The 26,155-nt window shown below is 64.0% G+C and carries 28 protein-coding genes; 18 read left to right on the top strand and 10 right to left on the bottom strand.

The features are described 5' to 3' along the window. Nucleotides 1-187: 187 nt before the first annotated feature. Genes HHJ18_RS08750 through HHJ18_RS08735 form a run of 4 tightly spaced genes read right to left on the bottom strand, consistent with a single transcriptional unit; the run spans nucleotide 188 to nucleotide 2,008 of the window. Nucleotides 188-436 (bottom strand): hypothetical protein, encoded by a 249-nt coding sequence (locus HHJ18_RS08750; protein WP_296914061.1) that lies wholly within the window; start codon nucleotides 434-436, stop codon nucleotides 188-190. Between the two features lie 57 nt (nucleotides 437-493). Then, entirely contained in the window at nucleotides 494-823 is a 330-nt protein-coding gene (locus HHJ18_RS08745) for a hypothetical protein (RefSeq protein WP_296914058.1), read from the bottom strand. Next, nucleotides 762-1,013, bottom strand: coding sequence for a hypothetical protein (locus HHJ18_RS08740; protein ID WP_296914056.1), 252 nt, complete (start codon nucleotides 1,011-1,013; stop codon nucleotides 762-764). Before HHJ18_RS08740 ends, HHJ18_RS08745 begins: the two co-directional genes overlap by 62 nt. 14 nt (nucleotides 1,014-1,027) lie before the next feature. Next, on the bottom strand, nucleotides 1,028-2,008 hold the full coding sequence (locus HHJ18_RS08735) for an SNF2 helicase-associated domain-containing protein (protein ID WP_296914054.1): 981 nt from the start codon (nucleotides 2,006-2,008) through the stop codon (nucleotides 1,028-1,030). Between the two features lie 261 nt (nucleotides 2,009-2,269). On the opposite strand from HHJ18_RS08735, the gene HHJ18_RS08730 reads away from it, so the two are divergent. Continuing rightward, nucleotides 2,270-2,929 (top strand): DUF1345 domain-containing protein, encoded by a 660-nt coding sequence (locus HHJ18_RS08730; RefSeq protein ID WP_296914051.1) that lies wholly within the window; start codon nucleotides 2,270-2,272, stop codon nucleotides 2,927-2,929. A gap of 44 nt (nucleotides 2,930-2,973) precedes the next feature. On the opposite strand, the gene HHJ18_RS20965 is transcribed toward HHJ18_RS08730, so the two are convergent. Then, nucleotides 2,974-3,093 carry a DUF6444 domain-containing protein gene (locus HHJ18_RS20965; protein WP_366558832.1) on the bottom strand — a complete coding sequence of 40 codons (120 nt, stop codon included), beginning with the start codon at nucleotides 3,091-3,093 and terminating at the stop codon, nucleotides 2,974-2,976. Nucleotides 3,094-3,452: 359 nt separating this feature from the next. Between HHJ18_RS20965 and HHJ18_RS08725 the strand changes: the two genes are divergently transcribed. Beyond that, nucleotides 3,453-5,024, top strand: a complete 1,572-nt coding sequence (locus tag HHJ18_RS08725) for a methyl-accepting chemotaxis protein (RefSeq protein WP_296914049.1) — start codon at nucleotides 3,453-3,455, stop codon at nucleotides 5,022-5,024. A 278-nt stretch (nucleotides 5,025-5,302) separates the two neighbouring features. On the opposite strand, the gene HHJ18_RS08720 is transcribed toward HHJ18_RS08725, so the two are convergent. Continuing rightward, nucleotides 5,303-5,731: a TOBE domain-containing protein gene (locus tag HHJ18_RS08720; RefSeq protein WP_296914046.1), complete on the bottom strand. Its 429-nt coding sequence runs from the start codon at nucleotides 5,729-5,731 to the stop codon at nucleotides 5,303-5,305. Between the two features lie 197 nt (nucleotides 5,732-5,928). On the opposite strand from HHJ18_RS08720, the gene HHJ18_RS08715 reads away from it, so the two are divergent. Genes HHJ18_RS08715 through modC form a run of 4 tightly spaced genes read left to right on the top strand, consistent with a single transcriptional unit; the run spans nucleotide 5,929 to nucleotide 9,342 of the window. After that, nucleotides 5,929-6,747 carry a TOBE domain-containing protein gene (locus HHJ18_RS08715; protein WP_296914043.1) on the top strand — a complete coding sequence of 273 codons (819 nt, stop codon included), beginning with the start codon at nucleotides 5,929-5,931 and terminating at the stop codon, nucleotides 6,745-6,747. 26 nt (nucleotides 6,748-6,773) lie between these two features. Continuing rightward, entirely contained in the window at nucleotides 6,774-7,517 is a 744-nt protein-coding gene (gene modA, locus HHJ18_RS08710; protein ID WP_296914041.1) for a molybdate ABC transporter substrate-binding protein, read from the top strand. A 56-nt stretch (nucleotides 7,518-7,573) separates the two neighbouring features. Next, on the top strand, nucleotides 7,574-8,251 hold the full coding sequence (modB, locus tag HHJ18_RS08705) for a molybdate ABC transporter permease subunit (RefSeq protein ID WP_296914038.1): 678 nt from the start codon (nucleotides 7,574-7,576) through the stop codon (nucleotides 8,249-8,251). After that, nucleotides 8,248-9,342, top strand: coding sequence for a molybdenum ABC transporter ATP-binding protein (gene modC, locus HHJ18_RS08700; RefSeq protein WP_296914035.1), 1,095 nt, complete (start codon nucleotides 8,248-8,250; stop codon nucleotides 9,340-9,342). Before modB ends, modC begins: the two co-directional genes overlap by 4 nt. A gap of 94 nt (nucleotides 9,343-9,436) precedes the next feature. On the opposite strand, the gene HHJ18_RS08695 is transcribed toward modC, so the two are convergent. Genes HHJ18_RS08695 through HHJ18_RS08685 form a run of 3 tightly spaced genes read right to left on the bottom strand, consistent with a single transcriptional unit; the run spans nucleotide 9,437 to nucleotide 12,881 of the window. Continuing rightward, entirely contained in the window at nucleotides 9,437-10,345 is a 909-nt protein-coding gene (locus tag HHJ18_RS08695) for a DMT family transporter (RefSeq protein ID WP_296915151.1), read from the bottom strand. A gap of 35 nt (nucleotides 10,346-10,380) precedes the next feature. After that, nucleotides 10,381-10,905 (bottom strand): methylated-DNA--[protein]-cysteine S-methyltransferase, encoded by a 525-nt coding sequence (locus HHJ18_RS08690; RefSeq protein WP_296914032.1) that lies wholly within the window; start codon nucleotides 10,903-10,905, stop codon nucleotides 10,381-10,383. 38 nt (nucleotides 10,906-10,943) lie between these two features. Further along, nucleotides 10,944-12,881, bottom strand: a complete 1,938-nt coding sequence (locus HHJ18_RS08685) for an AlkA N-terminal domain-containing protein (protein ID WP_296914029.1) — start codon at nucleotides 12,879-12,881, stop codon at nucleotides 10,944-10,946. Between the two features lie 122 nt (nucleotides 12,882-13,003). On the opposite strand from HHJ18_RS08685, the gene HHJ18_RS08680 reads away from it, so the two are divergent. The 3 genes from HHJ18_RS08680 to HHJ18_RS08670 all read left to right on the top strand — a co-directional run bounded on the left by HHJ18_RS08680 (nucleotide 13,004) and on the right by HHJ18_RS08670 (nucleotide 17,154). Beyond that, entirely contained in the window at nucleotides 13,004-14,389 is a 1,386-nt protein-coding gene (locus HHJ18_RS08680) for a phosphomannomutase/phosphoglucomutase (protein ID WP_296914026.1), read from the top strand. A gap of 290 nt (nucleotides 14,390-14,679) precedes the next feature. Then, nucleotides 14,680-15,765, top strand: a complete 1,086-nt coding sequence (gene waaC / locus HHJ18_RS08675) for a lipopolysaccharide heptosyltransferase I (RefSeq protein WP_296914023.1) — start codon at nucleotides 14,680-14,682, stop codon at nucleotides 15,763-15,765. Between the two features lie 18 nt (nucleotides 15,766-15,783). After that, the gene (locus HHJ18_RS08670) at nucleotides 15,784-17,154 is read left to right on the top strand and encodes a 3-deoxy-D-manno-octulosonic acid transferase (RefSeq protein WP_296914021.1); all 1,371 of its coding nucleotides are present in this window, start codon (nucleotides 15,784-15,786) and stop codon (nucleotides 17,152-17,154) included. A gap of 4 nt (nucleotides 17,155-17,158) precedes the next feature. Here HHJ18_RS08670 and HHJ18_RS08665 read toward each other — a convergent pair whose 3' ends face one another. Continuing rightward, on the bottom strand, nucleotides 17,159-17,749 hold the full coding sequence (locus tag HHJ18_RS08665) for a type II secretion system protein N (RefSeq protein WP_296914018.1): 591 nt from the start codon (nucleotides 17,747-17,749) through the stop codon (nucleotides 17,159-17,161). Nucleotides 17,750-17,832: 83 nt separating this feature from the next. Between HHJ18_RS08665 and gspG the strand changes: the two genes are divergently transcribed. From gspG to gspD, 9 genes are all read left to right on the top strand, one after another. Then, nucleotides 17,833-18,264 carry a type II secretion system major pseudopilin GspG gene (gene gspG / locus HHJ18_RS08660; RefSeq protein ID WP_296915148.1) on the top strand — a complete coding sequence of 144 codons (432 nt, stop codon included), beginning with the start codon at nucleotides 17,833-17,835 and terminating at the stop codon, nucleotides 18,262-18,264. A gap of 88 nt (nucleotides 18,265-18,352) precedes the next feature. Further along, entirely contained in the window at nucleotides 18,353-18,952 is a 600-nt protein-coding gene (locus HHJ18_RS08655) for a prepilin-type N-terminal cleavage/methylation domain-containing protein (RefSeq protein WP_366558821.1), read from the top strand. A 3-nt stretch (nucleotides 18,953-18,955) separates the two neighbouring features. Then, nucleotides 18,956-19,351, top strand: a complete 396-nt coding sequence (gene gspI / locus HHJ18_RS08650; RefSeq protein ID WP_296914015.1) for a type II secretion system minor pseudopilin GspI — start codon at nucleotides 18,956-18,958, stop codon at nucleotides 19,349-19,351. Between the two features lie 2 nt (nucleotides 19,352-19,353). Next, a complete protein-coding gene (locus HHJ18_RS08645) occupies nucleotides 19,354-20,202 on the top strand; it encodes a prepilin-type N-terminal cleavage/methylation domain-containing protein (RefSeq protein ID WP_296914011.1) in 849 nt (282 codons plus the stop codon). Then, entirely contained in the window at nucleotides 20,199-21,218 is a 1,020-nt protein-coding gene (gene gspK / locus HHJ18_RS08640) for a type II secretion system minor pseudopilin GspK (protein WP_296914009.1), read from the top strand. Before HHJ18_RS08645 ends, gspK begins: the two co-directional genes overlap by 4 nt. A 22-nt stretch (nucleotides 21,219-21,240) precedes the next feature. After that, nucleotides 21,241-22,563 (top strand): type II secretion system protein GspL, encoded by a 1,323-nt coding sequence (gene gspL, locus HHJ18_RS08635; RefSeq protein WP_296914007.1) that lies wholly within the window; start codon nucleotides 21,241-21,243, stop codon nucleotides 22,561-22,563. Further along, nucleotides 22,560-23,069: a type II secretion system protein GspM gene (gene gspM / locus HHJ18_RS08630; protein WP_296914004.1), complete on the top strand. Its 510-nt coding sequence runs from the start codon at nucleotides 22,560-22,562 to the stop codon at nucleotides 23,067-23,069. The genes gspL and gspM overlap by 4 nt, the downstream gene beginning before the upstream one ends. Nucleotides 23,070-23,077: 8 nt before the next feature. After that, nucleotides 23,078-23,914, top strand: coding sequence for a type II secretion system protein N (gspN, locus tag HHJ18_RS08625; protein ID WP_296914001.1), 837 nt, complete (start codon nucleotides 23,078-23,080; stop codon nucleotides 23,912-23,914). A gap of 5 nt (nucleotides 23,915-23,919) precedes the next feature. Further along, a complete protein-coding gene (gene gspD, locus HHJ18_RS08620) occupies nucleotides 23,920-26,139 on the top strand; it encodes a type II secretion system secretin GspD (RefSeq protein ID WP_296913998.1) in 2,220 nt (739 codons plus the stop codon). Nucleotides 26,140-26,155: the final 16 nt, after the last annotated feature.

Below are 26,155 nucleotides of genomic sequence, written 5' to 3'. Positions count from 1 at the left end.
ACTTGATTCTCGGCCGAACCTTGGCAAGCTTGGCTGTGCCAGCCTGGGCGCTCGGCATGGCGGGCGAGTTCGCCGTCTGGCTGCTGGTTTTAAGCTCAGCAGGCTTGCCGGCGCTTGGCTCGCTCAGGGCGATAGTTACTTTGACCGACGCTTTAAAGGACAACCGCCTCCTTGCCCGGCGCAAGTTTCACCGTTTTCGCGCTCGCGCTGGCTTGCGGGCGGCGGTCTTCGGCTTGGCCGCCTTCTTCGCCGGCCGCCGCGCGGCTGCCGGCCTGACCGGTGGAGCCACTTCGGCCATCTCGAGGCCAAACATATCGGCCAGCAGCGCGGCGTCCAGTACCTTGCCCGTGATCGGTCCCTTTCCGGCTTGCGGCAGACTGTCAGCCGCCTGATTGACCAGCTCCTGCGCATTGACCCGGCGCAAGTTGAAGTGCACTTCAGGTTGCTGGTCCAGTCGCGCGCCAACGCCCTAAAGCACGGCCGCGACATGCTTTCACATAGCTGCCGAATCCGGGCAACTGCAACTGAAGCTGATTTCCTTCGGTGCCGAAAAAAGGCCGATGCCGGATTTGCAGATGCGCTCCATCACGGCGCTGGAGAGCTTGCCCTGCAACAGTTCCACCAACGATGCGATGGAGCCTGAACAATCGGTGCAGATGGTTTTCCAGTGCTGCTCAGCCACCGTTGTCACGCTGACGGTGACTTGGTAAAGGCTAGAACCCATCACCTGCGCCCGCACCTCGCCGTCCATGATCTGCAGGTCAATCACCGGGCCGTTGCGCACATAGGTGCGGCCGCGCGGTAGGCGGTTGGCGGTTGGCATAGTCGCTGTAACGCTCCAGGTTGTCGCCCCAGGCCTTGCCCCAGAGGGTCTTGGCTATGGCGCCGCGAAAAGATGCGACAGGCGCCATGTTGGCACCGCCTTTCTTCGCCCTAGCAGCAGCCTTTTCGGTTTTTTCCCGCCGCTTGGCGACCGAAGCATAGGGTTTCCATTCGTATCCGTAAAAGCTCACGTAGCGTCTCCTGGTCAGTTTTGCTGTGCGGCATGAATATCGAGCTTGACCAGATCGAGAGCAAGCGCCCAGCCCAAGTTTGCTGAGCAGGTGCAACCAGCGCAGGCCGCCTGCTGGTAGGGTCGCAGCGTCGCCTTGAGATCCGCACCGCGACTGATCTGGGCCAGGCCTTCGGGCTGGCGCAAGCCCTGCAAGGTCTCGGCCAGCCACGGTCCGGCCACCAGCTCCGACCAGTCGGCATCAAGCGGGTCGCCAACCGCGTCAGGTGATGCGCCGGCCAGCAGACGCATGGCCTCGGCAAAGGGCAGGCCATTGTCTGCGGCCGCCTTGGCTATGCCTTCAAAGCGCTGCAGCAACCGGTCAATCGCCTGACGATTGACCTCAACCCAGCGGCCGCGCAGCAATTGAAAACCATCGCCACGTTTGAGCAGTTCGCTGAGCTCGGCCGCACCCAACAACTCGCCTTCCAGCGATACCTCCACCTTGAAATCGAGCAGCGCGTCCCGGCCCAGCAGCGACGGTGCCCGCTCACCCACGCTGGCCTTGACCACCGGGCGCGCCGGTCGGCCACTGCGCCAGGCGCTGGGCGTGCGCACGACGATGCCGGCGGCCTCCGGCTGGGCCAGGTCGCCCAGGAAACGATAGGCCTCTGCCGCGGTCCAGCGCAAAGGGTGGTCAATGCCTCCGTCGTCCACCGGCTTGCGCAGCCACGCGCAGTGCTCTGCTGCGCGCTTCACCGGCAGCAGTAGCGACAACAGCTGCGACCGGCTGCGGCCGCCATCGCTGCCCGGCGTAACGACCCCGATCTCGCCGCCCTCAGGCGTGGCGCACAAGGCAGTGACATAGCGCGCGGCCAGATCGCGCCACCAGGCCCATGCCGGCGGCAAAATGCGGCCGATTTCCGTCGCTCCCAGGTGCAGCAAGCCAGGGCCGGCGCCCGGTGCAAAAGCCTGGGGCAGCCGCTGGCGCACTTCTTCGTCGAGCCGGTGCGTCATCCTGCGGAAGTGCCAGCAGGTGGCCGCGCGGCGTCAGCTGCAGCGTCAAGTTATCGGGAGCGTTCAATGTGCCCATGTCCAGTCGGTTCAGCGGCATTCGCGAGGCGCAGTCTTCCCATCTTCGCGCAGATGCATGCTAGCGCATCAGTTCCTGATCGATCTGGTTTTTTGTTTTTTCTGGGAAGGCATGGCGGGCGCATAGTCGGACAAATTTTTGGCCTGAATTATTGACCGGCGCTGCTTGAGGCCACAATGTTCATCATGCGCCAACATCTTTCCGAAACCAGCGGTCCCCAGCGTCTGATTTATGGGTTGCTCGCTGGCTTGGCGACGGCCGCGCTGCCGCTGCCGACCGGCTGGCAGTTTCGCGGACTGCTGGGCTGGTGTGTCGGGGTTGCCTTTTACCTGATGCTGGCCTGGTGGCTGTGCCTGGGCTTTGACGCCAAACGCACGCGTGAGCGGGCTCAGGCGCAGGATGAGCCGAGCGCCGTGCTGCTCATGCTGATGCTGCTGGCAACGGCCGCCTGCGTCGTGGCCATTACCGTCATGATGCAACAGTCGCGCGATCTTTCAGGCACCGAGCGCGTGCTGCATATTGCACTGGCGGTGGCGGCGCTGGCTGCCTCCTGGTTCTTTATCCAGACGATGTTTACGTTTCACTACGCACACCGCTATTACCAGGAAGAAATGCGTAATGAGCCCGATGGGCCTGGCCTGCAGTTCCCCGGCGGACTCGATCCGGACTATTTCGATTTTCTGTATTACGCCCATGTGGTCGGCATGACCTCGCAAGTCTCCGATGTGCAGGTGACCTCGCGCGAGATGCGACATCTCACGCTGGTGCACAGCGTGCTGTCCTTTGGCTTCAACATGCTGGTACTAGCGCTCAGCATCAATGTGGTGGCTGGCTTGCTGCAGTAGGACTGCACCCGGAAATTTAAAGACATGAAAGCGCGTCGTAACACCTAAGTACGCATACGGCGGTGCGGGCTGCGCGAGGGCGAATTGCTGGAATTCTTGCTGTTCAGTGCCAGTCGGCCTTCAAGCTGTGTGATGCGTTGCATAAATACTGCCTGCTGGGCCATGAGCGATTGAACCGGTGCAAACGACGCAACCATCAATTGGTATTTTTTGCGCGTGGCTGAGATCGTTGGGCTGGACGGGCCGAGCGTCACTGCTATCACTTTCGCATACTGTTCAGAGGGCCTGAGCAATTCCGAGAATCAGTATGCTTTAGGCCTCTAGCCCCCGTATAATGAGCGCTGCATGCTATTTATTTTGTAGCGTGCTGGCGACCGTCAAGACGCGCATGAAGTAGTCCGACTGGTTCCTTATTCAGTGCTCTTCCTGGTCAGCCCAGGGCAATCACCCCTCGGAGAGAGCGTGGCATTTACGGTCGCTCGACTGGGAGCAGCCAATGTAGTTTCGACAGAAGAATTCGACAATGAACAGAATTACCGGCTTGTGGCGTGGGATTGGATTGCAGCTGAAGTTGCAGCTTCTCATACAGGGATTCCTGATTGTCATTCTTCTCGCCGCTCAGCAATGGTTGACGGCTCAGTTCGAGCACAGAACCTTGTTGGCCGCAGAAGAGCGTACGACTGCGATTGCAGACGGCGCAATCAATGGCTTGAACACTCTGATGGTGACCAAGCTGGGCGACAAAGATGTCATCAGCGACCCCGTGGCACGGGCACTTTTCATCCAGAAAATGGGTGTTTCCGACAAGCTCAAGGAGCTCCGGGTTGTCCGCGGCAAAGGAATGGTTGAAGAGTTTGGCGAGGGGCTGCCCCAGGAGCAGCCCATAGACGATATGGACCGCAGTGTGCTCGCCAGCGGCAAGCCACAGTTCAAGCTCACCCGCGGCAGCGAAGCTTCACTCAGAGCAGTGCTTCCTTTCATCGCCATGAAAGAATTTCGCACTTCCAAATGCCTCGAATGCCACGGTGTGGACGAGGGTTCGGTTCTCGGTGCGGCCAGCGTGACCGTCGACATCCGCGACGATTTGGCCAGCATCAGGAAAATGAACACCTGGATCTGGATTGGCCAGGGGCTCTTGCAGATCGTGTTGTTTTTGGTGATTGGCCTGATTGTCCGTCGCTCGCTGAGTCAGCTCGGTGCTGAACCGATGGAGGCCGCCCGCCTGGCGCAAAGCGTGGCCCAGGGCGACCTCAGCCAGCGCATCACCTTGAAAGCCGGCGACACCCAAAGCATGATGGCGCAACTCAAGTACATGCAAGAGAGCCTGGCCAGGGTCGTGGGCAATGTGCGCAGGGGCTCTGAAGGTGTGGCGACTGCCGGCACCCAAATCGCCCAGAGCAATAACGATTTGTCGGCGCGCACGCAACACCAGGCCAGCGCACTGGAGCAGACGGCGGCGTCGATGGAAGAACTCGATTCCACTGTCAAGCAAAACGCCGACAGCGCGCGCCAGGCTAATCAGCTGGCCGTGAGTGCCTCGACCGTGGCCTCGCGAGGCGGTGAGGTGGTGGCGCAAGTGGTGCAGACCATGAAAGGCATCAATGAATCGTCCCACAAGATCTCCGCCATCATCAGCGTGATCGAAGGCATTGCCTTTCAAACCAACATCCTCGCGCTCAACGCAGCGGTGGAAGCGGCGCGCGCTGGTGAGCAGGGGCGAGGTTTTGCGGTGGTCGCCACCGAAGTGCGCGCTCTGGCGGGTCGTTCCGCAGAGGCGGCAAAAGAAATCAAGGCCCTGATCAGCGCCAGTACGGAGCGTGTGGAGTTGGGAACCGTGCTGGTGGACAAGGCCGGCAGAACCATGCAGGAAGTGGTCACCAGCATACGGCGCGTCACCGACATCATGGGCGAAATCAGTGTGGCCAGCACTGAGCAAAGCACCGGCGTGTCGCAAGTCGTTGAAGCCGTCACTCAGATGGACCAGGTCACGCAGCAGAATGCGGCACTGGTGGAGGAGATGGCCGCAGCGGCTACCAACCTGAATTTGCAGGCGCAGGATTTGGTGGAGACAGTGGCGGTGTTCAAACTTTGCTGAACATGCAAGCACGCCCGTTTTGAGTCATGCAGGCACCTTGCTGCAAAATTCATTCATTCATTTCCGGTCGGTGCAAAAAACGGGCGCCCGGACCGGATGCCAGGAAAAGCTCGCGGCAGACAACCTGCTGCTGCCATTGACGATCACCATGACCGGACGGCGGGTTTCGCTGCCTATGCCAGCCACCAATGCCGCGTAGCCCGTATAAACTGCTGATTTTTTTTAATCCTTGTGACAATGCGTTTTCTGGACGCCTTGTCATGCTCTTTGCGCAGTGATCAGGCAGGCACACCCAGCACCACATGGCTGGCCTTGATTAAAGCCGTAGCCGTCACGCCTTGCTTCAGTCCCAGTTCAAGCACAGCGTCGTTGGTGATGACGGCATGAATGACCGTACCGCCTGGCAACTCGATGCCGATCTCGGCGTTGACCCCACCCTTGACGAGGCTTGTCACCTGGCCGGTGTACTGGTTACGGGCCGAAAAGCGGACATCGGCGTCGCCGACCAGCACCATGACCCACGGTGCCTTGACATAGGCGACGGCTTCCTTGCCGACCGCCAGGCCCAGCGACTTGACACTGCCCGCCGTGATGATGGCGATGATTTGGTCGCCGCTCGCCGTGGTGAGTTCGACTTCCGCATTCACTGCGCCATCTACGAGACCCGTGATCTTGCCTTTGAAAACATTGCGTGCGCTGACATTCATGTTGATTTCCGTAAAAAACTGAGTTGGCCTGATTTGCGCTATATGTGTATCAATACAGAGCTTTTTCCAAGTGGATTGTTTTTAGAGTGCCCCGATGTACGATCGCAACCACAGCGAGAACAGCTTTTTCATGGCTTCCTGGCTTGAATTTGGATTTTTGTAATAATCGTTATATACCTTACAAGACTGCGTTAGCAATGGAGCAAAGCCTACACCGCTTGCGCGGCAAGCTTGAAGTGGATACCGAATTCGGCACTTTTTTAGGTGACACCCGCATACGCCTGCTCGAAGCGATCGAAAGTCACGGCTCGATCTCCCGGGCCGCCAAGGCCGTTCCGCTCTCGTACAAGGCGGCCTGGGATGCCATCGATGCCATGAACAACCTGGCTGACCATCCCCTGGTGATCCGCTCGGTGGGCGGACGCCACGGCGGCGGCACGTTGCTGACCGATTACGGGCGCAAGGTGGTCGCGCTTTACCGCGCGCTGGACGCCGAATACCAGGGCGCCCTCGACCGCTTGGTGGAAAGCATGAACAAAGACCAGGCCGGGGATTTCAAACAATTCCGCCAAATCCTGAAGCGCATGTCGATGAAGACCAGCGCCCGCAACCAGTTTGCCGGGACCATCATTGGCTTGCGTGAAGGCGATGTTGATTTTGAAGTGCGGCTGCGCCTTGACGCGCAAAACGAACTGGTCGCCATCATCACGCGAGAATCGGCGGAAACCCTGGGCCTGCAGATCGGGATGGAAATCAGCGCCCTGGTGAAATCGTCGTCTGTCCTGCTGCTCACCAACCCCAATGTGAGGACGTCCGCCCGCAATCACCTGTGGGGCGAGGTGACGCGCATCCTTAACGGACCGGTCAACGCCGAAATCACCCTCGTCATGCCCAGTGGCAAAACCGTCTGCGCCGTGGTCACCCACGACAGCGTGGAAAAGCTGGGCCTTGCCGTCGGCGAACGGGCCTGCGCCATCTTCAATGCTTCAGCCGTCATTCTTTGTCTATTCGCCTAGTTCCAAAGTAATCGCGGAGAAATCGCATGAATCGCCTTCCCATTTTGTTTTCCGCCCTGCTGCTCGCGGTTTCCGCCCACGCCGGCAAAGTGCAAGTCGCTGTTGCCGCCAATTTCACAGCCCCCATGAAGCAGATCGCCGCCGAATTCGAGAAAGACACCGGCCACAACGCAGTGCTCTCGTTTGGCGCCACCGGCAAGTTTTACGCCCAGATCAGCAACGGCGCACCCTTTGAAGTTTTGCTGGCGGCCGACGACGAAACCCCGGCCCGGTTGGAAAAGGAATTACTGGCCACGCCTGGCACCGGCTTCACCTATGCCATCGGCAAGCTGGCGCTGTGGTCGGCGAAAGAAGGCTATGTCGATGGCCAGGGCGATGTCCTGAAAAAAGGTGACTTCAAGCACCTCGCGCTGGCCAATCCGAAGACTGCGCCTTATGGGGCAGCTGCCATCGAAACCATGAAGCAGCTCGGCGTGCTGGACCGCATCCAGCCCAGGTTCGTGCAGGGCGAGAACATTGCGCAAACCCACCAGTTTGTCGCCACCGGTAATGCCGAACTCGGCTTCGTCGCGCTCTCACAGGTCTTCAAGGACGGCAAGGTCTCCTTCGGATCCGCCTGGGTTGTGCCAGGAAAACTCTACACCCCCATCCGCCAGGACGCGGTAGTGCTTGCCAAAGGCCGCGACAATCCGGCAGCTAACGCGCTTGTGAACTATCTCAAGACGGACAAGGCCCGCAGCATCATCAAGTCTTATGGCTACGAGCTGTGAACAGAACTATGAACAACCACTGCGGCCAAGTCCCCGCTCTTTGACGCCTGACTGATATGGACAATGCCGACCTGGGCGCCATCTGGCTGACTCTCAAACTCGCCAGCGTGGTTACGCTGCTGCTGCTGCTGATTGGCACGCCCATCGCCTGGTGGCTGGCGCGCACGCGCTCGCGCATGAAAAGCGTCATCGGCGCAGTCGTCGCGCTGCCGCTGGTGCTACCGCCCACCGTGCTCGGCTTCTACCTGCTCGTCGCCTTGGGGCCCAATGGCCCCGGCGGCAGATTGACCGAAGCACTCGGGATCGGCTTGCTGCCCTTCACCTTTCCCGGCCTGGTGATTGCCTCGGTGTTTTATTCCCTGCCTTTCATGGTGCAGCCGGTGCAGAACGCTTTCGAGGCCATCGGTGAGCGTCCGCTCGAAGTGGCGGCCACGCTGCGTGCCAGCCCCTGGGACACCTTCTGGTCGGTGGTCGTGCCGCTGGCCCGGCCAGGCTTTCTGTCGGGCGCTGTCCTCGCCTTCGCCCATACGGTGGGCGAATTCGGTGTGGTGCTGATGATCGGCGGCAACATCCCGGACAAGACCCGGGTCGTCTCGGTACAGATCTACGACCACGTCGAGGCCATGGAGTACGTGCAGGCCCACTGGCTGGCCGGCGGCATGGTGGTCTTCAGCTTCCTCGTTTTGCTGGCGCTCTACGCCCAAAAATCACGCGCAGCGGGAGCCGCACTATGAGCCAGGACATCCACGCCCGCTTTCGCCTTGACCGGGGTAACTTCAGCCTCGATATCGATCTGGTTTTCCCCGGCCACGGCGTCACGGCCCTCTTCGGTCATTCCGGGTCCGGCAAAACCACTTGCCTGCGCGCTATCGCTGGTCTGGAACGCGCCCCGGGTGGCCTGTTCACCCTCGGTGACGAAGTCTGGCAGGACGAGCAGCGCGGCATTTTTGTCCCTACGCATCGCCGCGCGCTAGGCTACGTTTTCCAGGAGGCCAGCCTTTTTGCGCATCTGTCGGTGCGGCGCAATATGGAATTTGGGCAAATACGCGGGCAAAAAAAACGTGCAGCGGTCGCCGAACAGCGTTTCGATCTTGCTAGCGTCGCTGACTTGCTGGGTATCACCGGTCTGCTCGAACGCATGCCGGCCAGCCTTTCCGGTGGCGAGCGCCAGCGCGTTGCGATAGCCCGCGCCGTGTTGGCGGCGCCGCGCCTGTTGCTGCTGGACGAACCGCTGGCCGCGCTCGACCTCAAACGCAAGCTGGAGATCCTGCCTTACCTGGAGAGGCTTCACGACGAGCTGTCGATCCCGGTGATCTACGTCAGCCATTCCCCGGATGAAGTCGCGCGCCTGGCCGACCACATCGTCCTGCTTGACAGCGGTCGGGTGGTAGCCAGCGGACCGCTGGGTGAGACCCTGGCGCGCGCCGATCTGCCATCGGCCTTCTCCGGCGAGGCTGGCGTGGTGCTCGAAACCATCGTCTCGCGTCACGAGGCCGACAATCTGACGCAACTCAAATTCGCCGGCGGCTGCATCCACGTCGGGCGCCGACCGGAAGCGCTTGGGAACCGGCTGCGCTGCCGTATTCATGCCCGCGACGTCAGCTTGGCGCTGGAGCGGCCCCGGGCTTCGAGCATCCTCAATATTCTGCACGCCACCGTCACCGCCGTCGTGGCCACCGACACGCCTGGCCATGTGCTGGTGCAGATGCGCGTTGGCCTCACGCCTTTGCTCGCCCGCATTACTGAACGCTCGCAGCGCGAACTGGGGATCAGGCCCGGCCTGCCGGTCTGGGCGCAGATCAAAGCTGTCGCACTACTCGCTTGAAAGAGGAAAAAGCGTGCATCTTCTGAGCTAATCGCCGCGCCGTGCCGCGATGAAAGGTTGTGCGGGATGCGACGCGTCAGGTCGCCATTGAGGACTACTTGTTGCCCCGGCCCAGCCGCAACAGCCCGGTGGACAGCGCCGTGCCGCAGACAATGACGCCGGCGCACAGCAGCATCCATGGCGTCACCGATTCGCCCAGAAACAGCACGCCGTACAACACGGCAAATACCGGCACCAGAAAGGTCACCGACAGCGCACGCTGCGGGCCGGCGTTGGCAATCAGGCGAAAAAATACGATGTAGGCCAGCCCGGTGCACAACACGCCGACGGCCAGCAGCGCCAGCCAGGCGGCGCCGCCCGGCATGCGCGCCGGCCACAGCCACAGGGCCGGCAAGGCCAGGCCCAGCGTGGCACCGATCTGGCTGCCGGCGGCCGTTACCAGCGGCGGCAAGCCGGACAGGAAGCGCTTGGTGTAGCTGGCCGAAATGCCGTAGCACAGGCAGGCCAGCAGGCAGGCCAGCACGGCCCAACCCGGTGCCACGCCCGAGGCGTCGGGTTTAAAGGTCGCCTTGTCCCAGGCCAGCAGCGCGACGCCGGCAAAGCCTATCAGCAGCCCCAGCAGGCGCGAGGCATTGGGTTTGTCTTTGAGCCAGACCCAGGCCACCAGTGCGCCAAACATCGGCACCGTGGCATTCAAAATGGCCGACAGCCCGGTGCTGATGGACAGCAGCGCGAACGCAAAACAGGCAAAGGGAATGCCCGAGTTGAGCAGGCCGATGAAGAAAATGCGTTTCCAGTTTTTCCGTAACACCGGCAGCAGGCCGCGCAGCCACACGATCGGCAACAGGAAAGCGGCCGCGATGGCGACGCGCACGCCAGCCGTCGGCAGCGCACCAAACTCGACCGTGCCGATGCGCATGAAGAGAAACGACGAACCCCAGATCGCCGCCAGCAAGATCAGATCGCTGACCCAGCTCTTGGAGCTGGCCTGGGCCGCAGCCATGGCAGCGGGCGCAGCGGCGTCGGAAGATTGGGCGCTCAAAGCAGCTCCTCCGCCAGCGCGCCTTCAAGGCGCAGCAGCGCGGTTTTGCGCTTCAGCCCGCCGCCATAACCGGTCAGCGCGCCGTTCGTTCCCATCACGCGATGGCACGGCACGATGATGCTGACCGGGTTGTGCCCGACCGCGCCGCCGACAGCCCGCACCGCCTTAGGATTGCCAATGCGCCGGCTGACTTCGCCGTAGCTGATGACTTCGCCCGGCGCAATGGCCAGCAGTGTCTGCCACACCGATTGCTGAAAAGCCGTGCCGCACCTCAGGTCCAGCGCCACGTCGAAATGGTGGCGCTGGCCGGCGAAATATTCGCCGAGCTGCTGGCTGACTTTCTGCAGCAGCGGGTGCTCCGCATCCTCGGGCCACGCCGCCGGCCCGCTAATCGCCGTAGGCAGGTAGCGCTGGTTTTCAGCAAACCACAGTCCGGCCAGACCCTTGGCCGTGGCGGCGATGACGATGCTGCCCAGCGGGCTGGCAACGCTGGTTTGAACGATGGAGATGTCGAATTTCATGGGTTTTCCTGAAGTGCCTCTGATGTGCTAGATTTTGGTTAATTTAAGCCTCTAGGCCATACTGGACGGGCGTTAACAGCTATTAATTTAGTAGCAATAGGCGCTGCTCCCAGCGTGCTCCAGGCGCGAATCACCGCGTAGCTGCGCCACGGTTTCCACGCCAGCGAGGCCTGCTCGGCCTGCCGGGCCGGATTTTTCAGCGCCCGCACTCCCAGCGCTTTTTGCAAGGCGACATCGCCGGCCGGAAACGCATCGGGCCAGCGCAGCGCGCGCATGGCGATGTACTGCGCGGTCCAGTCACCAATGCCGGGCAAGGCCTTGAGTAGCGCCAACGTGGACTGGACGTCAGCGCCGCCGTGCAGTTGCAGGCGCTTGTCGGCCACCGCCCGGGCAATCCCGACAATGGCCAGCTGGCGCTGCTTGACGATGCCGAGCTGACCCAGCGCGTCGCCGCTGGCGCTGGCCAGCACGGCGGGCGCGGGAAACAGCCGTGTCAAATGCGGCCACGGCGTTTCAATCGGCTCGCCAAAGCGCTCAACCAAACGCTGCGCCATTGTGCGCGCCGCCGCCACGGTGATCTGCTGGCCCAGCACCGCGCGCACCGCCAGCTCGTAGCCATCAAGTGAGCCCGGCACGCGCAGTCCGTCGCCCGCTGGAAAGCTTGCATGCAGCACGCTGTTGATGGCGGCCGGGTCGGCGTCCAGGTCAAACAGCGCGCGCACCCGGTGAATTACCAGCGGCAACACGCCCCGCAGTGAATCGCTGACGCGCAGCACCAGCTGGCAGCGCGCCTCGTCAAAGCGCGTCAGCAGCCAGCCGGCTTGCGGTTTTCCTCCGGTTTCAGTGCAAAAAGTCCTTCCAGCCCAGGTTCCATGAGTGTCGTCAGCTATGAATTCAATAGCGGGAATGGCATGCCGGGTGAAAAATTCCAGCATCGCCGCCACGTCATAAGGCGGCCGGTAGCCAAGCCGCACCGTGATGCCATCGCCGGACTGGCCCGCGCCCTGGCGCCGCATCTGCGTCGGGTTGAGCTGGTAGTGCGCCACGAAGGCGGCATTGAAGCGCCGCACGCTGGCAAAGCCGCTGATCAGGGCCACTTGCGTGATCGGCAGGTTGGTATCGGCCAGCAACTGCTTGGCGCTGTGCAGCCGTCTGGTTTGCAGGTATTGCACCGGCGAGACGCCAAACTGCGCTTCAAAAATGCGCCGCACATGGCGGTCGCTGACGCCCAGGCGATTGGCCAGCCCCGCAATGACGCCTGGCAATCTTTCTTCACCAGCCGGGGCCGAGAAACCGGCTTCGCCGGGCCGCAGGCGCAGGCCTTGCAGGCCGCACGACTGCGAGACGCAGCCGTTCTTCGTGCCGTCCAAGCCTGCGCCGGCAGGCTCGGAGCCGCGGCACTCAGCCCCCTCGGGGGACAGCGAACCACGGGACCCGGGGAGCGTGGGGGCGCTATCTTTTCCAGCCGGGGCCGCGGAACCGGCTCCGCCGGGCCGCAGGCGCAACGCCCCCTCGGTGGGTAACGAACCACGGGACCCGGGGAGCGTGGGGGCACTATCTTTTCCAGCCGGGGCCGCGGAACCGGCTTCGCCGGGCCGCAGGCGCAACGCCCCCTTAGGGGGCAGCGCAGTACGCGAAGCGACAAGCGTGGGGGCCCAATTATCGGGCTCGTCAAGCAGGCGGGCGGCCTGGTGCGCCAGGATATAGGACGCGTCCTGAATCGACCACAGCACCGAGTGCGGCGCCAACTCGGGCCGGCAGCGCAGGCAGGGGCGAAAACCGGCCTGCTCGGCCTGCGCCGCATGGCGAAAAAAGCGGCAATTCTCGCGCTTGGGGGTTTTGGCGCTGCAAACCGGACGGCAGTAAATGCCGGTGGAGGTAACAGCGGTAAAAAAACTGCCGTCAAAGCGTGCGTCGCGCGCCTTCAGCGCGAGGTAGCAGTCTTTGTCGGCAAGCGGGGCGTTGGCGGTCGTCATGGCGCAAATGATACGCCGGGCGGGGCGCCTCACTAGCCGTTTTCGGACCTGTCAATTCAGCCCGCCGCGGGGGCATGGAGGCGCCCCTACAATCGATCAACGTCAACTTTCAGGACCGCCCCATGCAATACAGCCCCTCCATTTTCAAGGCCTACGACATTCGCGGCGTGGTGCCGTCGACTATCAACGAAGCGGCCGCCGAAGCCCTGGGTAAAGCCTTTGGCACGGTGGCGCTCGCCGAGGGCGAAAAAACCGTGGCGGTCGGACGGGATGGCCGGCTCAGCGGGCCGTCACTGAGCGCGGCCTTGATGCGCGGCCTGGCGGCGGCTGGCGTGGATGTGGTCGATGTCGGCATGGTCACCACGCCCATGCTTTACTTTGCCGCCAACACGCTGGCCCGCTCGGGCATACAGGTCACCGGCAGCCACAACCCCAAGGACTACAACGGCTTCAAGATGGTGCTGTCCGGGCGCGCGATTTATGGGGACGAGATTCAGGCGCTCAAAACCCTGATGGAGTCTGAGCGCTGGACGCTACCGGCGCAAGGCGGCACCATCAGCCAGGAGAATGTTGAAAAAGACTACCGCGATCGCATCGTGTCCGGTATCAAGCTCGCACGCCCTTTGAAAATCGTCATTGATTCGGGCAACGGCATTGCCGGTGCCTCGGCGCCGGCAATTTTTCGCGCCCTGGGCTGCGAGGTGACCGAGCTGTTCAGCGAGGTCGATGGCAACTTTCCCAATCACCACCCCGACCCGAGCAAGCCGGAAAACCTGAAGGACCTGATCAACGCGCTGCAAAGCGGTGATGCCGAACTGGGGCTGGCGTTTGACGGCGACGGCGACCGCCTCGGCATCGTCACCAAGGACGGCCAGAACATCTACCCGGACCGGCAGATGATGCTGTTTGCCAAAGACGTGCTGTCGCGCGTGCCGGGCGGCACGATTTTGTTTGACGTGAAATGCTCGCAGCGCCTCGCGCCCGAGATCGAAGCGGCCGGCGGCGTGCCGCTGATGTACAAAACCGGCCATTCGCTGATCAAGGCCAAGATGAAGGAAGTCAACTCTCCGCTGGGTGGCGAGATGAGCGGCCACATTTTCTTCAAGGAGCGCTGGTACGGCTTTGACGACGGCACCTACGCTGGCGCGCGCCTGCTGGAAATCGTCAGCCGCGTGGCCGACGCAGGGGTTTTGCTCAACAGCCTGCCGACCAGCTTCAGCACGCCCGAACTCAACGTCGCCTGCAAGGAAGGCGAGCCGCACACCGTCGTGGAGGCGCTGACCAAGGCGGCGTCTTTCCCGGCGCCCGCAAAAATTTCCACCATCGACGGCGTGCGCGTCGACTGGCCGGACGGCTTCGGGCTGATTCGCGCCTCCAACACCACGCCGGTGCTGGTGCTGCGCTTCGAAGGCCACACACCCGAGGCGCTGCATCGCATCGAAGCCGACATGCTGGCCCTGCTGCGCAGCGTCAAGCCCGACGCGCAGATTGCTGCTGCGGCGCATTGAGCCGCCAAGTGAGTCGCGCCGTCGGTGAATCGACCGCTCTGGACGCCGACGGCCGCAGCGCCGGGCCGCCCCAAGTAAGGCCAGCCCCCTCGGGGGGCAGCGAACCACGCGAAGCGGGAAGCGTGGGGGTTTCAGGATTCTGCGCCGGGCCGCCCCAAGCAAGGCCAGCCCCCTCGGGGGGCAGCGAACCACGCGAAGCGGGAAGCGTGGGGGTTTCAGGATTCTGCGCCGGGCCGCCCCAAGCAAGGCCAGCCCCTTCGGGGGGCAGCGAACCACGCGAAGCGGGAAGCGTGGGGGTCAAAATCCTTCTGGTCAAGCTGTCGTCTTTGGGCGATGTGGTGCATGCCCTGCCCGTCGTGCAGGATATTCACGCCGCCCTGCCCGGCGCGCAGGTTGACTGGGTCGTAGAAAAGTCGTTGGCGCCGTTGCTGGCGCTGCATCCTGGCGTACACTGCGTCATTGCCTGCCAGATCAGGCGCTGGCGCAAGGCGCCGCTGGCCGCCACAACGCGCCAGGAATGGCGGGCCTTTCGCGCACAGCTGCAGCAAGACGCTTATGACGCCGTCATTGATCTGCAGGGGCTGGCGAAATCTGCACTGGTGGCGCGGTTGGCGCGGCTCGCGACCGCTGGCCGGCGTTTCGCGCTGGCCAATCAAACCGAAGGCTCTAGCTACGAGGCGCCGACACGCTGGGTCGCTGACGTGGCGCTGCGCATGCCGCCGCACATTCACGCGGTGCAGCGCTCGCGCGAGCTGGCGGCGCAGGCGCTCGGCTACGCCCTGCAGTCTGCCCCAGACTTTGGATTAAATAGGCCTGTAACCCAAGCAGGGCGGGCGCAAGCAGCTCCTGAAACGATAGCAACTAATGCCCGCCCCAGGGCCGTAGCTTTGGTCCATGGCACCTCGCGCGCCGACAAGGAGTGGCCGCTGGCCCACTGGGTCGCGCTCGGCCTGCGCCTGCAGACGGCGGGCTGGCAAGTTGCCTTGCCGCATGGCAGCGCCAGCGAACTGCTGACGAGTCAGGCGATTGCGCAGGGGCTCAATCAAGGTGGTAAATCCGGCGAGCCCGTGCTGGTCTGGCCGCTGCTGGCGCTCGATGCCTTGACTAAAGCATTGGCGCAGTGCGCGGGCGTGATCGGCGTTGACAGCGGCGTCAGCCACATCGCCGTGGCGCTGGACTTGCCGCATGTGCAGATCTACAACTTTGACACCGCCTGGCGCACCGGGCCGCAGCCGCCTGAAAAGCAATCTGGAGTAGCGCGGCAGGTCAGCGTATTTGCGCAGCCAACGCCCTCGGTCGATGCGGTCTGGCAGGCCTGGCTGGGCTGCCAGCAGCGCAACGGGGCTGTCATGGCCGCCGCCGGCTCTGCTGCATGAGCGCCGTATGAGCGCCGCATGAACTCGTTTGCCCTCGGCGTCTATTCGCTGCTGATGCGGTTCGGCCAGCCGCTGCTGCGCCGCAAGCTGGCGCGCCGGGGCGGGCAGGAGGCCGGCTACCTGCAAGCGGTGGAAGAGCGCTTTGGCGTTTACAGCCAGCCGGCCGAGCCGTGCTCCGAGCTGGTGTGGCTGCATGCCGTCTCGCTGGGTGAAACGCGCACGGCGGCCTTGCTGATCGAAGCGCTGCGGGCGCAGCATCCGGGGCTGCGCATCTTGCTCACGCATGGCACGGCGACCGGGCGCGCCGAGGGGCTGGGGTTGATCCGGCCGGGCGATGTTCAGGTCTGGCAGCCGTGGGACAGCGCGGCCGCCGTAGCCGGGTTTTTCCAGCACTTCAAGCCGCGGCTGGGCCTGCTGATGGAGACTGAAGTCTGGCCCAACACGGTGGCGGCAGCCCAAGCGCTGGCTATTCCGCTGCTGCTGGTCAATGGCCGGCTGTCTGACAAATCCCTGCAGCAGGCGCTGCGCATGGCGCCGCTGTCGCGCCCGGCCTACGGCGCACTGGCGGCGGTGTACGCGCAGACCGAGGGCGACGCGCAACGCTTTGGCCGACTCGGCGCCAAGGTGGCCGGTGTCTTTGGCAACCTGAAGTTTGACGCCACCCCGGACGCTGGCCAGCTGGCGCAGGGCAGGGCGTGGCGGCAGGCGCTGGGCCGCAGGGCGCCAAGCAGCGGCGCGCAGCCGGTGCTGATGTTCGCCAGCTCGCGGGACGGCGAAGAAGAGCTATTTTTCCAGGAAATAATGGCTCTAACCCAGAAAAGACGGGCGCAATCAGCTATCAATCTAGTAGCAAGCAGTGTCCCGGCAAGCTGCCAGTTCCTCGTCGTGCCGCGTCATCCGCAGCGCTTTGACGAAGTGCAGGCGCTGGCTGAAAAGCAGGGCCTGCGCGTGTCGCGCCGTTCCAGCTGGCTGGCTGGCCCGGCCGACAGCGAGGAGGCACTGCAGGCCGACATCTGGCTGGGCGATTCGATCGGCGAGATGGCGCTGTATTACGCGCTCAGCGAAGTGGCCTTGCTGGGAGGCAGCTTTGAGCCGCTGGGCGGGCAAAACCTGATCGAAGCCGCCGCCTGCGGCTGCCCGGTGGTGATGGGGCCGCACACCTTCAATTTTGCCGAAGCCGCCGAACAGGCCGAAACCGTTGGCGCGGCGCAGCGCGCGGCCGATCTGCCGCAGGCGCTGCAGGCGGCGCTGCAGCTGCTGGGCGACCGGCAGGCGCGGGCCGGTGCCGTGTCAGCCAGCCTGGCATTTGCCGCTCGCAACCGTGGTGCGACAGCGCATACTCTTCAGGCGCTGCAGCCTTTTCTTCAGAATGGCTCGGCCGGGTCTTGATGGACTAGCCGACAAGCGCGGCAGGCTCAGGCTGCCAGCTTGAGCGCTGGCGCTGCAGGTTCTGCACTGCGGGCGGCAGTTGCATAGCGGGCGCCTGCGACGCCGGAATGGCTTGGGGCGGGGCCAGCGGAGCGGCGGGCGCTGTAGGCGAATTCGCTGCCATCGGACCGGGCAGTTCCAGCCGATGCAGCGCCGGGCCCCCGGCGCTGGCCGCCAGCACGACGTGGCGCGGTCCGACCGACTGCAGCAGCAGGCCCTCTTCAAGCTGGGTGCCCACGCGGTAGGGTTTGGCCGGCTTGCCGTCAATCATCAGCAGGGCGGCGCCGCCACTACCTTGCGCCACCACCCCAAGCAGTCCAAAACGGCTGGGTGCAGAGTCCACAGAAGTTGCCACTGCCGACTGGGCGTCGCCCAGCACGCGCGCGATGGCGGCCAGCCGCGCCGAAGCGTCGCCCGCAGGCGCGGCATGCATTGTGGCGGGTGCGGCCCGTGCGGCGCCTGGCCCGCCCAAGCGCAATCCCCAGTACACGGCGCTGGCCGTGGCCAGTGCCCAGAGCAGCGCGGTAATCAGTCGCATAGACCATTTGTTTTTCATTCCCGGATTATCATGGAAGGATGCAAATATTGAATCCTTTTAGCCGCGCCGGTTTTTCTGCCGCTCTTTGCCGCCCCAAGTCCTTGGCCACACGGCTCAGGCAGCAAGTTCAACACGGTTTCACGCTGATCGAGCTAATGGTGGTGCTGGTCATCATCGGCGTGCTGGCTGCCCTCATCGTGCCCAATGTGCTGGACCGCGCCGATGACGCGCGCGTCACAGCCGCGCGCACCGACATCAACAACCTGACGAATGCGCTCAAGATGTACAAGCTGGACAACCAGCGCTACCCCAGTGCCGAACAAAGCCTGCAGGCACTCATCGCCAAGCCCACGGCCGGATCGATTCCGCCCAACTGGAAGCCGTATCTGGAAAAGCTGCCCAACGACCCCTGGGGCCGGCCTTACCAATACCTCAATCCGGGCATCAAGGGCGAGATCGATGTAATGTCTCTGGGCGCAGACGGCCAAGCCGGCGGGGAAGGCAAAAATGCGGACCTTGGCTCCTGGCAGTAGGGATTTGGCCCCCACGCTCCCCACTGCGTGTGGTTCGCTGCCCCCCGAGGGGGCTAAGTGCCGCGGCTCCGAGCCTGCCGGCGCAGGCTTGGACGGCACGAAGAGCGGCTGCGTCTCGCAGTCGTGCGGCGTGCAAGGCCTGCGCCTGCGGCCCGGCGAAGCCGGTTCCCCGGCTCCTGCTTGCGAAAGCGGACGCGTCGCAACTCGAAGTTCCGCCTTCACGCTTGGCACCGGGTTGTCATCGCTGATTGCGCCGCGCCGCGGTGCCTCGGGCTTTACCTTGCTCGAATTGCTGGTAGTCATCAGCATCATCGCCATCGGCTCGGCCGGGGTGGTTTTTGCCATGCGCGACAGTGCGCAGACCGCGCTGGAGCGCGAAGGTGATCGGCTGGTGGCGCTGCTGGAGGCCGGTCGTGCGCTCTCGCGTACCAGCGGTCAGGTCATGCGCTGGCGCGACACGCCTGAGGGCTTTGTTTTCGAAGGCGCCAACGCTGACAAGCTGCCGTCGGGCTGGCAGAGCCCGCAAAGCGCCGTGCAGTGGGACGTGGGCCCGAATCCGCACATCCTGATCCTCGGGCCCGAGCCCATCATCGAAGCGCAGGCCATTACGCTGGTTAACGAAGGCCGCGGCTTGCGCATCGCCACCGACGGTCTGCGGCCCTTTGTAGTGTTGCCGCCGGCGCCCTGAAGCATGTTCCCCACCCGCCCGCGTGTGCCCACTTCGCCAAGCCACGGTTTCACGCTGATTGAGGTCCTGGTCGCACTGGCTATTGTGGCGATTGCCCTGTCCGCCGGCGTGCAGGCCAGCAACGCTCTAATTCACAACGCCAAGCGTCAGGGCGACACTTTGCTGGCGCAGTTGTGCGCGGAAAATGAGCTGGTCGGGATGCGGCTGTCCAAACAGTTTCCGGACGTTGGCGACAGAGTGGTCAGCTGCGAGCAGGCCGGGCGTGGCTTCGGCGTCACGTTGTCGGTTTTTGCCACCCCCAACCCGAGTTTCAGGCGCGTCGAGGCCCATGTGCGCGACGGCGGCGAAGCCTCGGCCAACCAGTTGCTGGTGGTGTCCACCGTGTTGGGACGCTTATAAAAATGTGGCCTTCAGGTTCGCTCACTGCTTGCCCTGCAGGCGCCCTGGCGGGCAAATCGGTTCGACACCGTGCTGCGCGCCATCCTGCGCGCGGTTTTACGCTGATCGAGGTGCTGGTGGCCTTGTCCGTGATGGCACTGCTGGCGTTGATGAGCTGGCGCGGGCTTGACGGCATGGCGCGCGTGCAGACCGACATGCGCGAGCGTGTGGACGGCGTGGTCAGCGTGCAAACCGGCCTCAGCCAGTGGTCCTCAGACCTGGACGCTGTGGTAGAGACGGCGCTGGTCAGCGGCATTGACTACGACGGCCGGGTACTGCGTCTGACGCGGCGCGACGCCAGCCTTGCCGGCAGCCCCTTGCGCGTGGTGGGCTGGGCGCGCCGTGTCATCGACGGCCCGCAGGGCGGCCAGGCCAGCTGGGCGCGTTGGCAGTCCCCGCCGCTGCGTACCCGGGCCGAACTGCAAGAGGCCTGGGAACAGGTGGAAAATTGGGCGCAAAGCCCCAGTGCTGCTGACAGACAGCGCGAAGTGGCCGTGCTCGGGCTGGACCAATGGCAGATTTTTTATTACCGCAACAATGCCTGGAGCAACCCGCTGTCCACTGCCAGTGCGACCGGTATCAACCCGGCGTTGGCTGCTGCGGTTCCGGTTCCGGCGGTTCCTGCCTCGGGCGCGTCCACGACCACGACTACCGTCACGACTGCTACCGCCAACGTCCCGATGGTTACCGGGCTGAACGGCAACGCTCTCGTGCCCTTGCCCGACGGCATCCGGCTGGTGCTGAGCCTGACCGCTGGTCAGCCCTTGACCGGCGTCGTGACGAAAGACTGGTTACGGAGCGGTAAATCTTGAACGCCCTGGCTCGCTTTAAAAACCGCCAGCGCGGCGCCGCGCTGCTCATGGCGATGCTCACCGTGACGCTGGTGGCCAGCCTGGCGGCGACGGCGCTTTGGCAACAATGGCGCGCGGTGGAAATTGAAACCGCTGAGCGCGCGCGCGTGCAGGCGGCGTGGATACTGACGGGTGCGCTGGACTGGTCGCGACTGATCCTGCGCGAGGACGCGCGCAGCGGCGGGCCCGATTATTTGTCCGAGCCCTGGGCTGTGGCCCTGCAGGAAGCACGGCTTTCCAGTTTTCTGGCCGCCGACAAGAACAGCAGCGCCAGCGAAAGTGCCGATGACCAGCTCGATGTCTTTTTGTCGGGTCAGATTGAGGACATGCAGTCCCACCTGAATGTCAACAATTTGATTGCCGGCAACAAGGTGTCCGCGCCCGATCTGCTGGCGTTCACCCGCTTGTTCGAGCTGCTGGGCCTGCCGCAGTCCGAGCTGTCAAAAATGGCAGAAAATTTGCGCAACGCCAGCGACCGCACCCCGGACAATGCCTCCGCCGCACTGGCCCCGCTGTTGCCGCAGCGCATTGAGCAGCTGGCCTGGCTCGGCGTGTCTCCTGCAAGCATTGCGCGGCTTCGGCCTTATGTCTGCGTGCTGCCCGAACGCGTGCCGGTCAATCTCAATACCGCCAGCGCCGAAGTGATTTATGCCAGCACCCCTGACTTGCGGATGGCCCAGGCCCAGCGGCTGGTGGACGAGCGTGCGCGCAGCCCTTTCCGCAATTTGCAGGAGGTTGGCCGTTTGATTCCCGATGTGCCCGGCGCTATCACCGCCGGCAATCACAGTGTTACAACGCGTTTCTTTGAAGTGCGCGGTCGCCTGCGCTTGGAGAGTACGGTAATCGAGGAGCGTTCGCTGGTGCAGCGCGACGGCCTTAATGTCAAAACCCTGTGGCGTGACCGGGCTGCTCTGGATCCTGCACCTGACGTATCTTCCGCAACGGCACCGGGGGCCAGGCCGCAGTCCCTACAATGAGCAACTTTATTCTTAACATTACATGCTGTCGCTGATTGTTGCCCTTGAATCAACCACGCCCGCCGGCGGGGAATGGCGTTTTGCGCTGTCGCCCGACGCCGCGCCCGGCTGGCAACGCACGGACGCGGGCGCCGCGGCCAATGCCGACGCGGACAGCAGCAGCTTGCTCGATCACGGCAGCGCGCCGTTGGCGCTGTTGCCACGCGCTGGCGAAGTGGTGGCTGTCGTGCCGGCCCGCATGCTGTCGTGGCACCGCATCGTGTTGCCCAAGGTCAACAGCGCACGCTTGCGCAATGCGCTCGAAGGCATGCTGGAAGAGCGCGTGCTCAACGATCCGCAGGAACTGCACTTTGCGCTGGCGCCGGCCGCCGTACCCGGTTTCAGCGCCTGGGTGGCGGTTTGCGACCGGGCCTGGCTGCATGCGGCACTGCACACCTTTGAAGCGGCCGGCCGGCCGGTGACGCGCGTCGTGCCCGAATACGCGCCGCTGGCGCTGGGCAACGCGCCGACCCTGCATGCCATTGGCAGTTCTGATAGCGCCTGGCTGGTACGCTGCGCCGATGATGGTGTGCAGACGCTGCCGCTGGCGCTGGCCAGCCGAGGCGCCTTGGGCCTGAACCAGGAGAGCGCCGACGAAGCCAGCCTGGACAACGTCGACATCGAGCTGTTTGCCGAACCTGCCGTCGCGGCGCTGGCCGAGCAGGTTCTCGCCAGCAAGGTGCAGATTCAGCACAGTGCGCAAAATCTGGTGAGTGCCGCGCGCTCAAGCTGGGACCTGGCGCAGTTCGACCTGGCCTCCACTGGCAATACCCGGCTGCTCAAGCGCGCTACGCAGGTATGGGCGCAGTGGGCTGGCAGCGCCGCATGGCGACCGGCCCGCTGGGGGCTTGGCGTGCTCGTGCTGGCCCATCTGCTGGGACTCAATGCCTGGGCGTTTAAAGAGCGCTCGGCGCTGCAAGCCAAAAGCGCGGAGGTTCGCGGCCTGCTGCAAAAGACATTTCCCAAGGTGCCGGTAGTGGTCGATGCGCCGGTGCAGATGGAGCGCGAAGTCGCCACCATGCGCCAGGCCAGCGGCGCCGTGTCGCCCCGCGACCTGGAGCCCATGCTGGGTGCTGTTGCAGAGAACGCCCAGACAGTTCGGGCACCTTCTGCTATCGAATTTGTATCAAACCAGTTGACGCTGAAGGGCTTTCAGCTGCCGCCTGCCGAAGCCGGCGCCTTGCTTAAAGGCCTGACGGCCGCCGGCTACAGCGGCCTGGCCGACGGCGAGACCTGGGTCGTCAAACCTGCGGCAAAAGCGGGCGTGACACTTGTCAGCAAAAGCGCCACCGGAGCACAGCCTTGAAGGCCAATGCGCGGGCGGCCTTGACCGGCGCCTTGCAGCGCGGCCAGGTCGTCTGGGCGGCACTGGCGCTGCGTGAGCGCCTGCTGCTGGGCTCGGCGGCGGCCGTGGTGCTGTTGGCGCTGCTTTGGTGGGTCGGCCTGGCGCCGGCGTTGGCAACCTTGCGCACGGCCGAGTCACAGCACCGCGCCCTTGACGCCGAATTGCAAAACATGCGCGCCTTGGCTGCTGAGGCTGCCAGTCTGCAGGCCACCCCCCGCATCAAAGCAGAAGACGGCCGCAAGGCACTGGAGCTGTCGGTCAAGGAGCGCTTCGCCGGCACAGCGCAACTCGCTGTAGCCGGAGACCGCGCCACCGTGACGCTCAAGGGCGCAGCGCCCGGCGCGCTGGCCGAGTGGCTGGTGCAGGCACGCAGCAGCGCCCGGGCGCTTCCTTTAGAGGCGCGCCTAAGTCTGAACGCTGCCCGCACGGGTTGGGACGGCAGCATCGTGCTGACGTTACCGCCATGAAGCCGGCGATGACCCTGGTCTCCTCCGCGCTGCGTCGCCCCTCCCGTGGCGCGCCGGCGCGTCCTGCCGGACAGCCCGCGCTACGCGCGGCTACCTGGGCCTGGTGCGGCGCACTGCTTGGCGTTTTGCTGGCGCTGGTGCTGTTTGCCCCGGCGCGCTGGCTGGCTGATGTCATCTACAACACCAGCGGACAGCGCATCGTGCTGGCCGAGCCGCGCGGCACGCTCTGGCAGGGGTCGGCCCAGCTGCTGCTGAGCGGCGGCGCCGGCAGCCAGGACGTCGCCGCCTTGCCCGATCGGGTGCAGTGGACGCTGCGTCCCGCTCTGACCGGCCTGCGGTTGTCGGTGCTGGCCGTCTGCTGCACGCCTGAAGCGCTGCAGCTGCGCCTGCTGCCGCGGCTGAGCGGTCTGCGCGTCGATCTGGCGGACGCGCAGTCGCAGTGGCCGGCCGCGGTACTGGCCGGCTTGGGCACACCCTGGAACACCCTTCAGCCAAGCGGTAATCTGAATCTGCAAACCAGGGCTTTTAGCGCCGAATGGAAAGCCGGCCGGCTGCAGGTGGCGGGCAGCGCCGAACTGGAAGCGCGCGACATGAGCTCGCGCTTGTCAACACTGCGGCCCATGGGCAGCTACCGCCTGCGCCTGGAAGGCGGGACCGCCGTTGGTCTGAAGCTCGAAACGATTGAAGGCAGTCTGCAATTGACTGGCAGTGGTCAATGGGCCGGCTCACGCCTGCGCTTTTCCGGCGAGGCCAGCGCCGCGCCGGAGCGCGAGGCCGCCCTGGCGAATTTTCTGAATATTATTGGCAGGCGCAGCGGACCGCGCTCTGTCATCACCATAGGGTAGGGCCCATGAAAAAAGTTACTTCATTTTTAATAGTTGTCAGCCTGCTGCTGACGGCTCCCTCGGGCCTTGTTTATGCCCAGAAAAAGGCGACACCGGCACCGCGCGCCAGCGAGAAAGTGACGCTGAGCTTTGCCAATGCCGAGATTGCCGAGGTGGCGCGCACCATTGGCGTGATCACCGGGCGCAGCGTGGTGGTAGACCCCCGGGTGCGCGGCACCATGAATCTGAACACCGACCAGCCGGTCTCCAAAGCGGCTGCCTACGATCAATTTCTGGCGGCCTTGCGGCTGCAAGGCTTTACCGTGGTGGAAGCTTCCGGTTTGTCCAAGGTAGTACCCGAAGCCGACGCCAAGCTGCAGGGCGGCAGCGTCAGCACCAGTTCGGTACGCGGACCCGGCAACCAGATCGCCACGCAGATCTTTCGCCTGAACTACGAGACCGCCAACAACCTGGTGCCGGTGCTGCGTCCGCTGATCAGTCCTAACAACACCATCAACGTCAATCCTGGCAACAACTCGCTGATCATTACCGACTACACCGACAACCTGCAGCGCATGGCGCGCATCGTTGCCGCGCTCGATGTGCCGAATGCCAGTGATATGGAAATCATTGTGCTGAAGCACGCCATCGCGTCTGACATCGTGCCGCTGGTGATTCGCTTGATGGATTCTGGCGCCGCCACCGCAGCGGGTCAGGGCCAGTCCGATAGCTCGTTCAAGACCACCATCATCGCAGAGCCGCGCAGCAATGCGGTGATTGTGCGCGCCGCCAACCCGGCGCGTACCGCGCTGGCGCGCGCACTGGTCGAAAGACTGGACCAGCCCGGTGGCGACAGCAACGGTGCCAGTGGCAATATCCACGTGGTTTACCTGAAAAATGCCGATGCCAGCCGGCTCGCCGCCACGCTGCGGGCCGCCATTTCAGGGGGCGCCACCGGCGCTTCAGGCGGTGCCAGCGGGGCGGCGCTGTCTGGCCTCTCCGGCCTTTCAAACACGGCAGCGCCGGGCGGCGCGGCGCCGGCTGGTGGTGGTGCTGGCGGCGCCGGCGGGGCGACGGGCTCGTTTGCCACTTCGTCGCAACCTTCAACGGGTGGCCAAATCCAGGCCGACACCTCAACCAATTCGCTCATCATCAGTGCGCCGGAGCCGCAGTACCGCCAGTTGCGCGCCGTCATCGACCTGCTGGACGCGCGGCGCGCCCAGGTCTTTGTTGAAAGCCTGATTGCCGAGGTCAATGCCGACAAGGCGGCCGAGTTCGGCATCCAGTGGCAGGGCGCATTGGGGAAAAAGGGCGACAGCTCGGTCGGCCTGCTGGGCACCAACTTCGGCAGCGGCGGCAGCAACATAATTTCGCTCGCCACGGGTGCTGCCAGCGGTACGCTCACCACCCCACCCAGCCCGGGGTTGAATTTTGGTTTGGTGAACAAGATAGGCGGCGTTTACGTGCTGGGCGCTCTGGCGCGCTTTCTTGAAACCAGCGGCGACGGCAATATCTTGTCGACGCCCAACTTGCTGACGCTGGACAATGAAGAGGCCAAAATCGTGATTGGCCAGAACGTGCCCTTTGTCACCGGTCAGTTCACCAACACCGGTGGCGGCAACAACGGCGCGGTCAACCCGTTTCAGACCATAGAGCGCAAGGACGTGGGGCTGACGCTGCGGGTCAAGCCGCAGATCAGCGAGAACGGCACCGTCAAGCTGCAGATATTCCAGGAAGTCTCCAGCGTGCAGGCCAATTCCGTCAATTCGCCAAGCGGGCTGATCACCAACAAGCGCTCAATCGAGTCCAACGTGCTGGTTGATGACGGCGCTATCGTGGTTTTAGGCGGCCTGTTGCAAGACGAGTACGCGGGTAACCAGGACAAAGTCCCGCTGGTCGGTGACATTCCGCTGTTTGGTAACCTGTTCAAAAGCGAAACGCGTTCGCGCAAAAAGACCAACCTGATGGTGTTTCTGCGTCCCGTGGTGGTGCGCGATGCGCAGCGCAGTGACGAGTTGTCGCTGGACCGCTATGACCTGATGCGCGGCTTGCAACAAAATACCCAGCCGGCGCAAAGCGCAGTGTTTCCGGTCAATACCGCGCCGGTCCTGCCGTCGGCGCCAACGCGCGGCACGCCGACGGCGCCCGAGGGCCAGTCACCACCCAAAACGCCGTCGCGTCCGGCCCCCGTTGTGCCCACTACGCCCGGTGCGCCGCCATGGATGGCGCCGGAATCGTCGCGCTAAACCTTCCCTGACCATG

The organism is Polaromonas sp. (assembly GCF_012927455.1).
In the GTDB taxonomy this organism is placed as follows: domain Bacteria; phylum Pseudomonadota; class Gammaproteobacteria; order Burkholderiales; family Burkholderiaceae_C; genus Polaromonas.
This window is presented reverse-complemented; position numbering and strand designations above follow the sequence as displayed.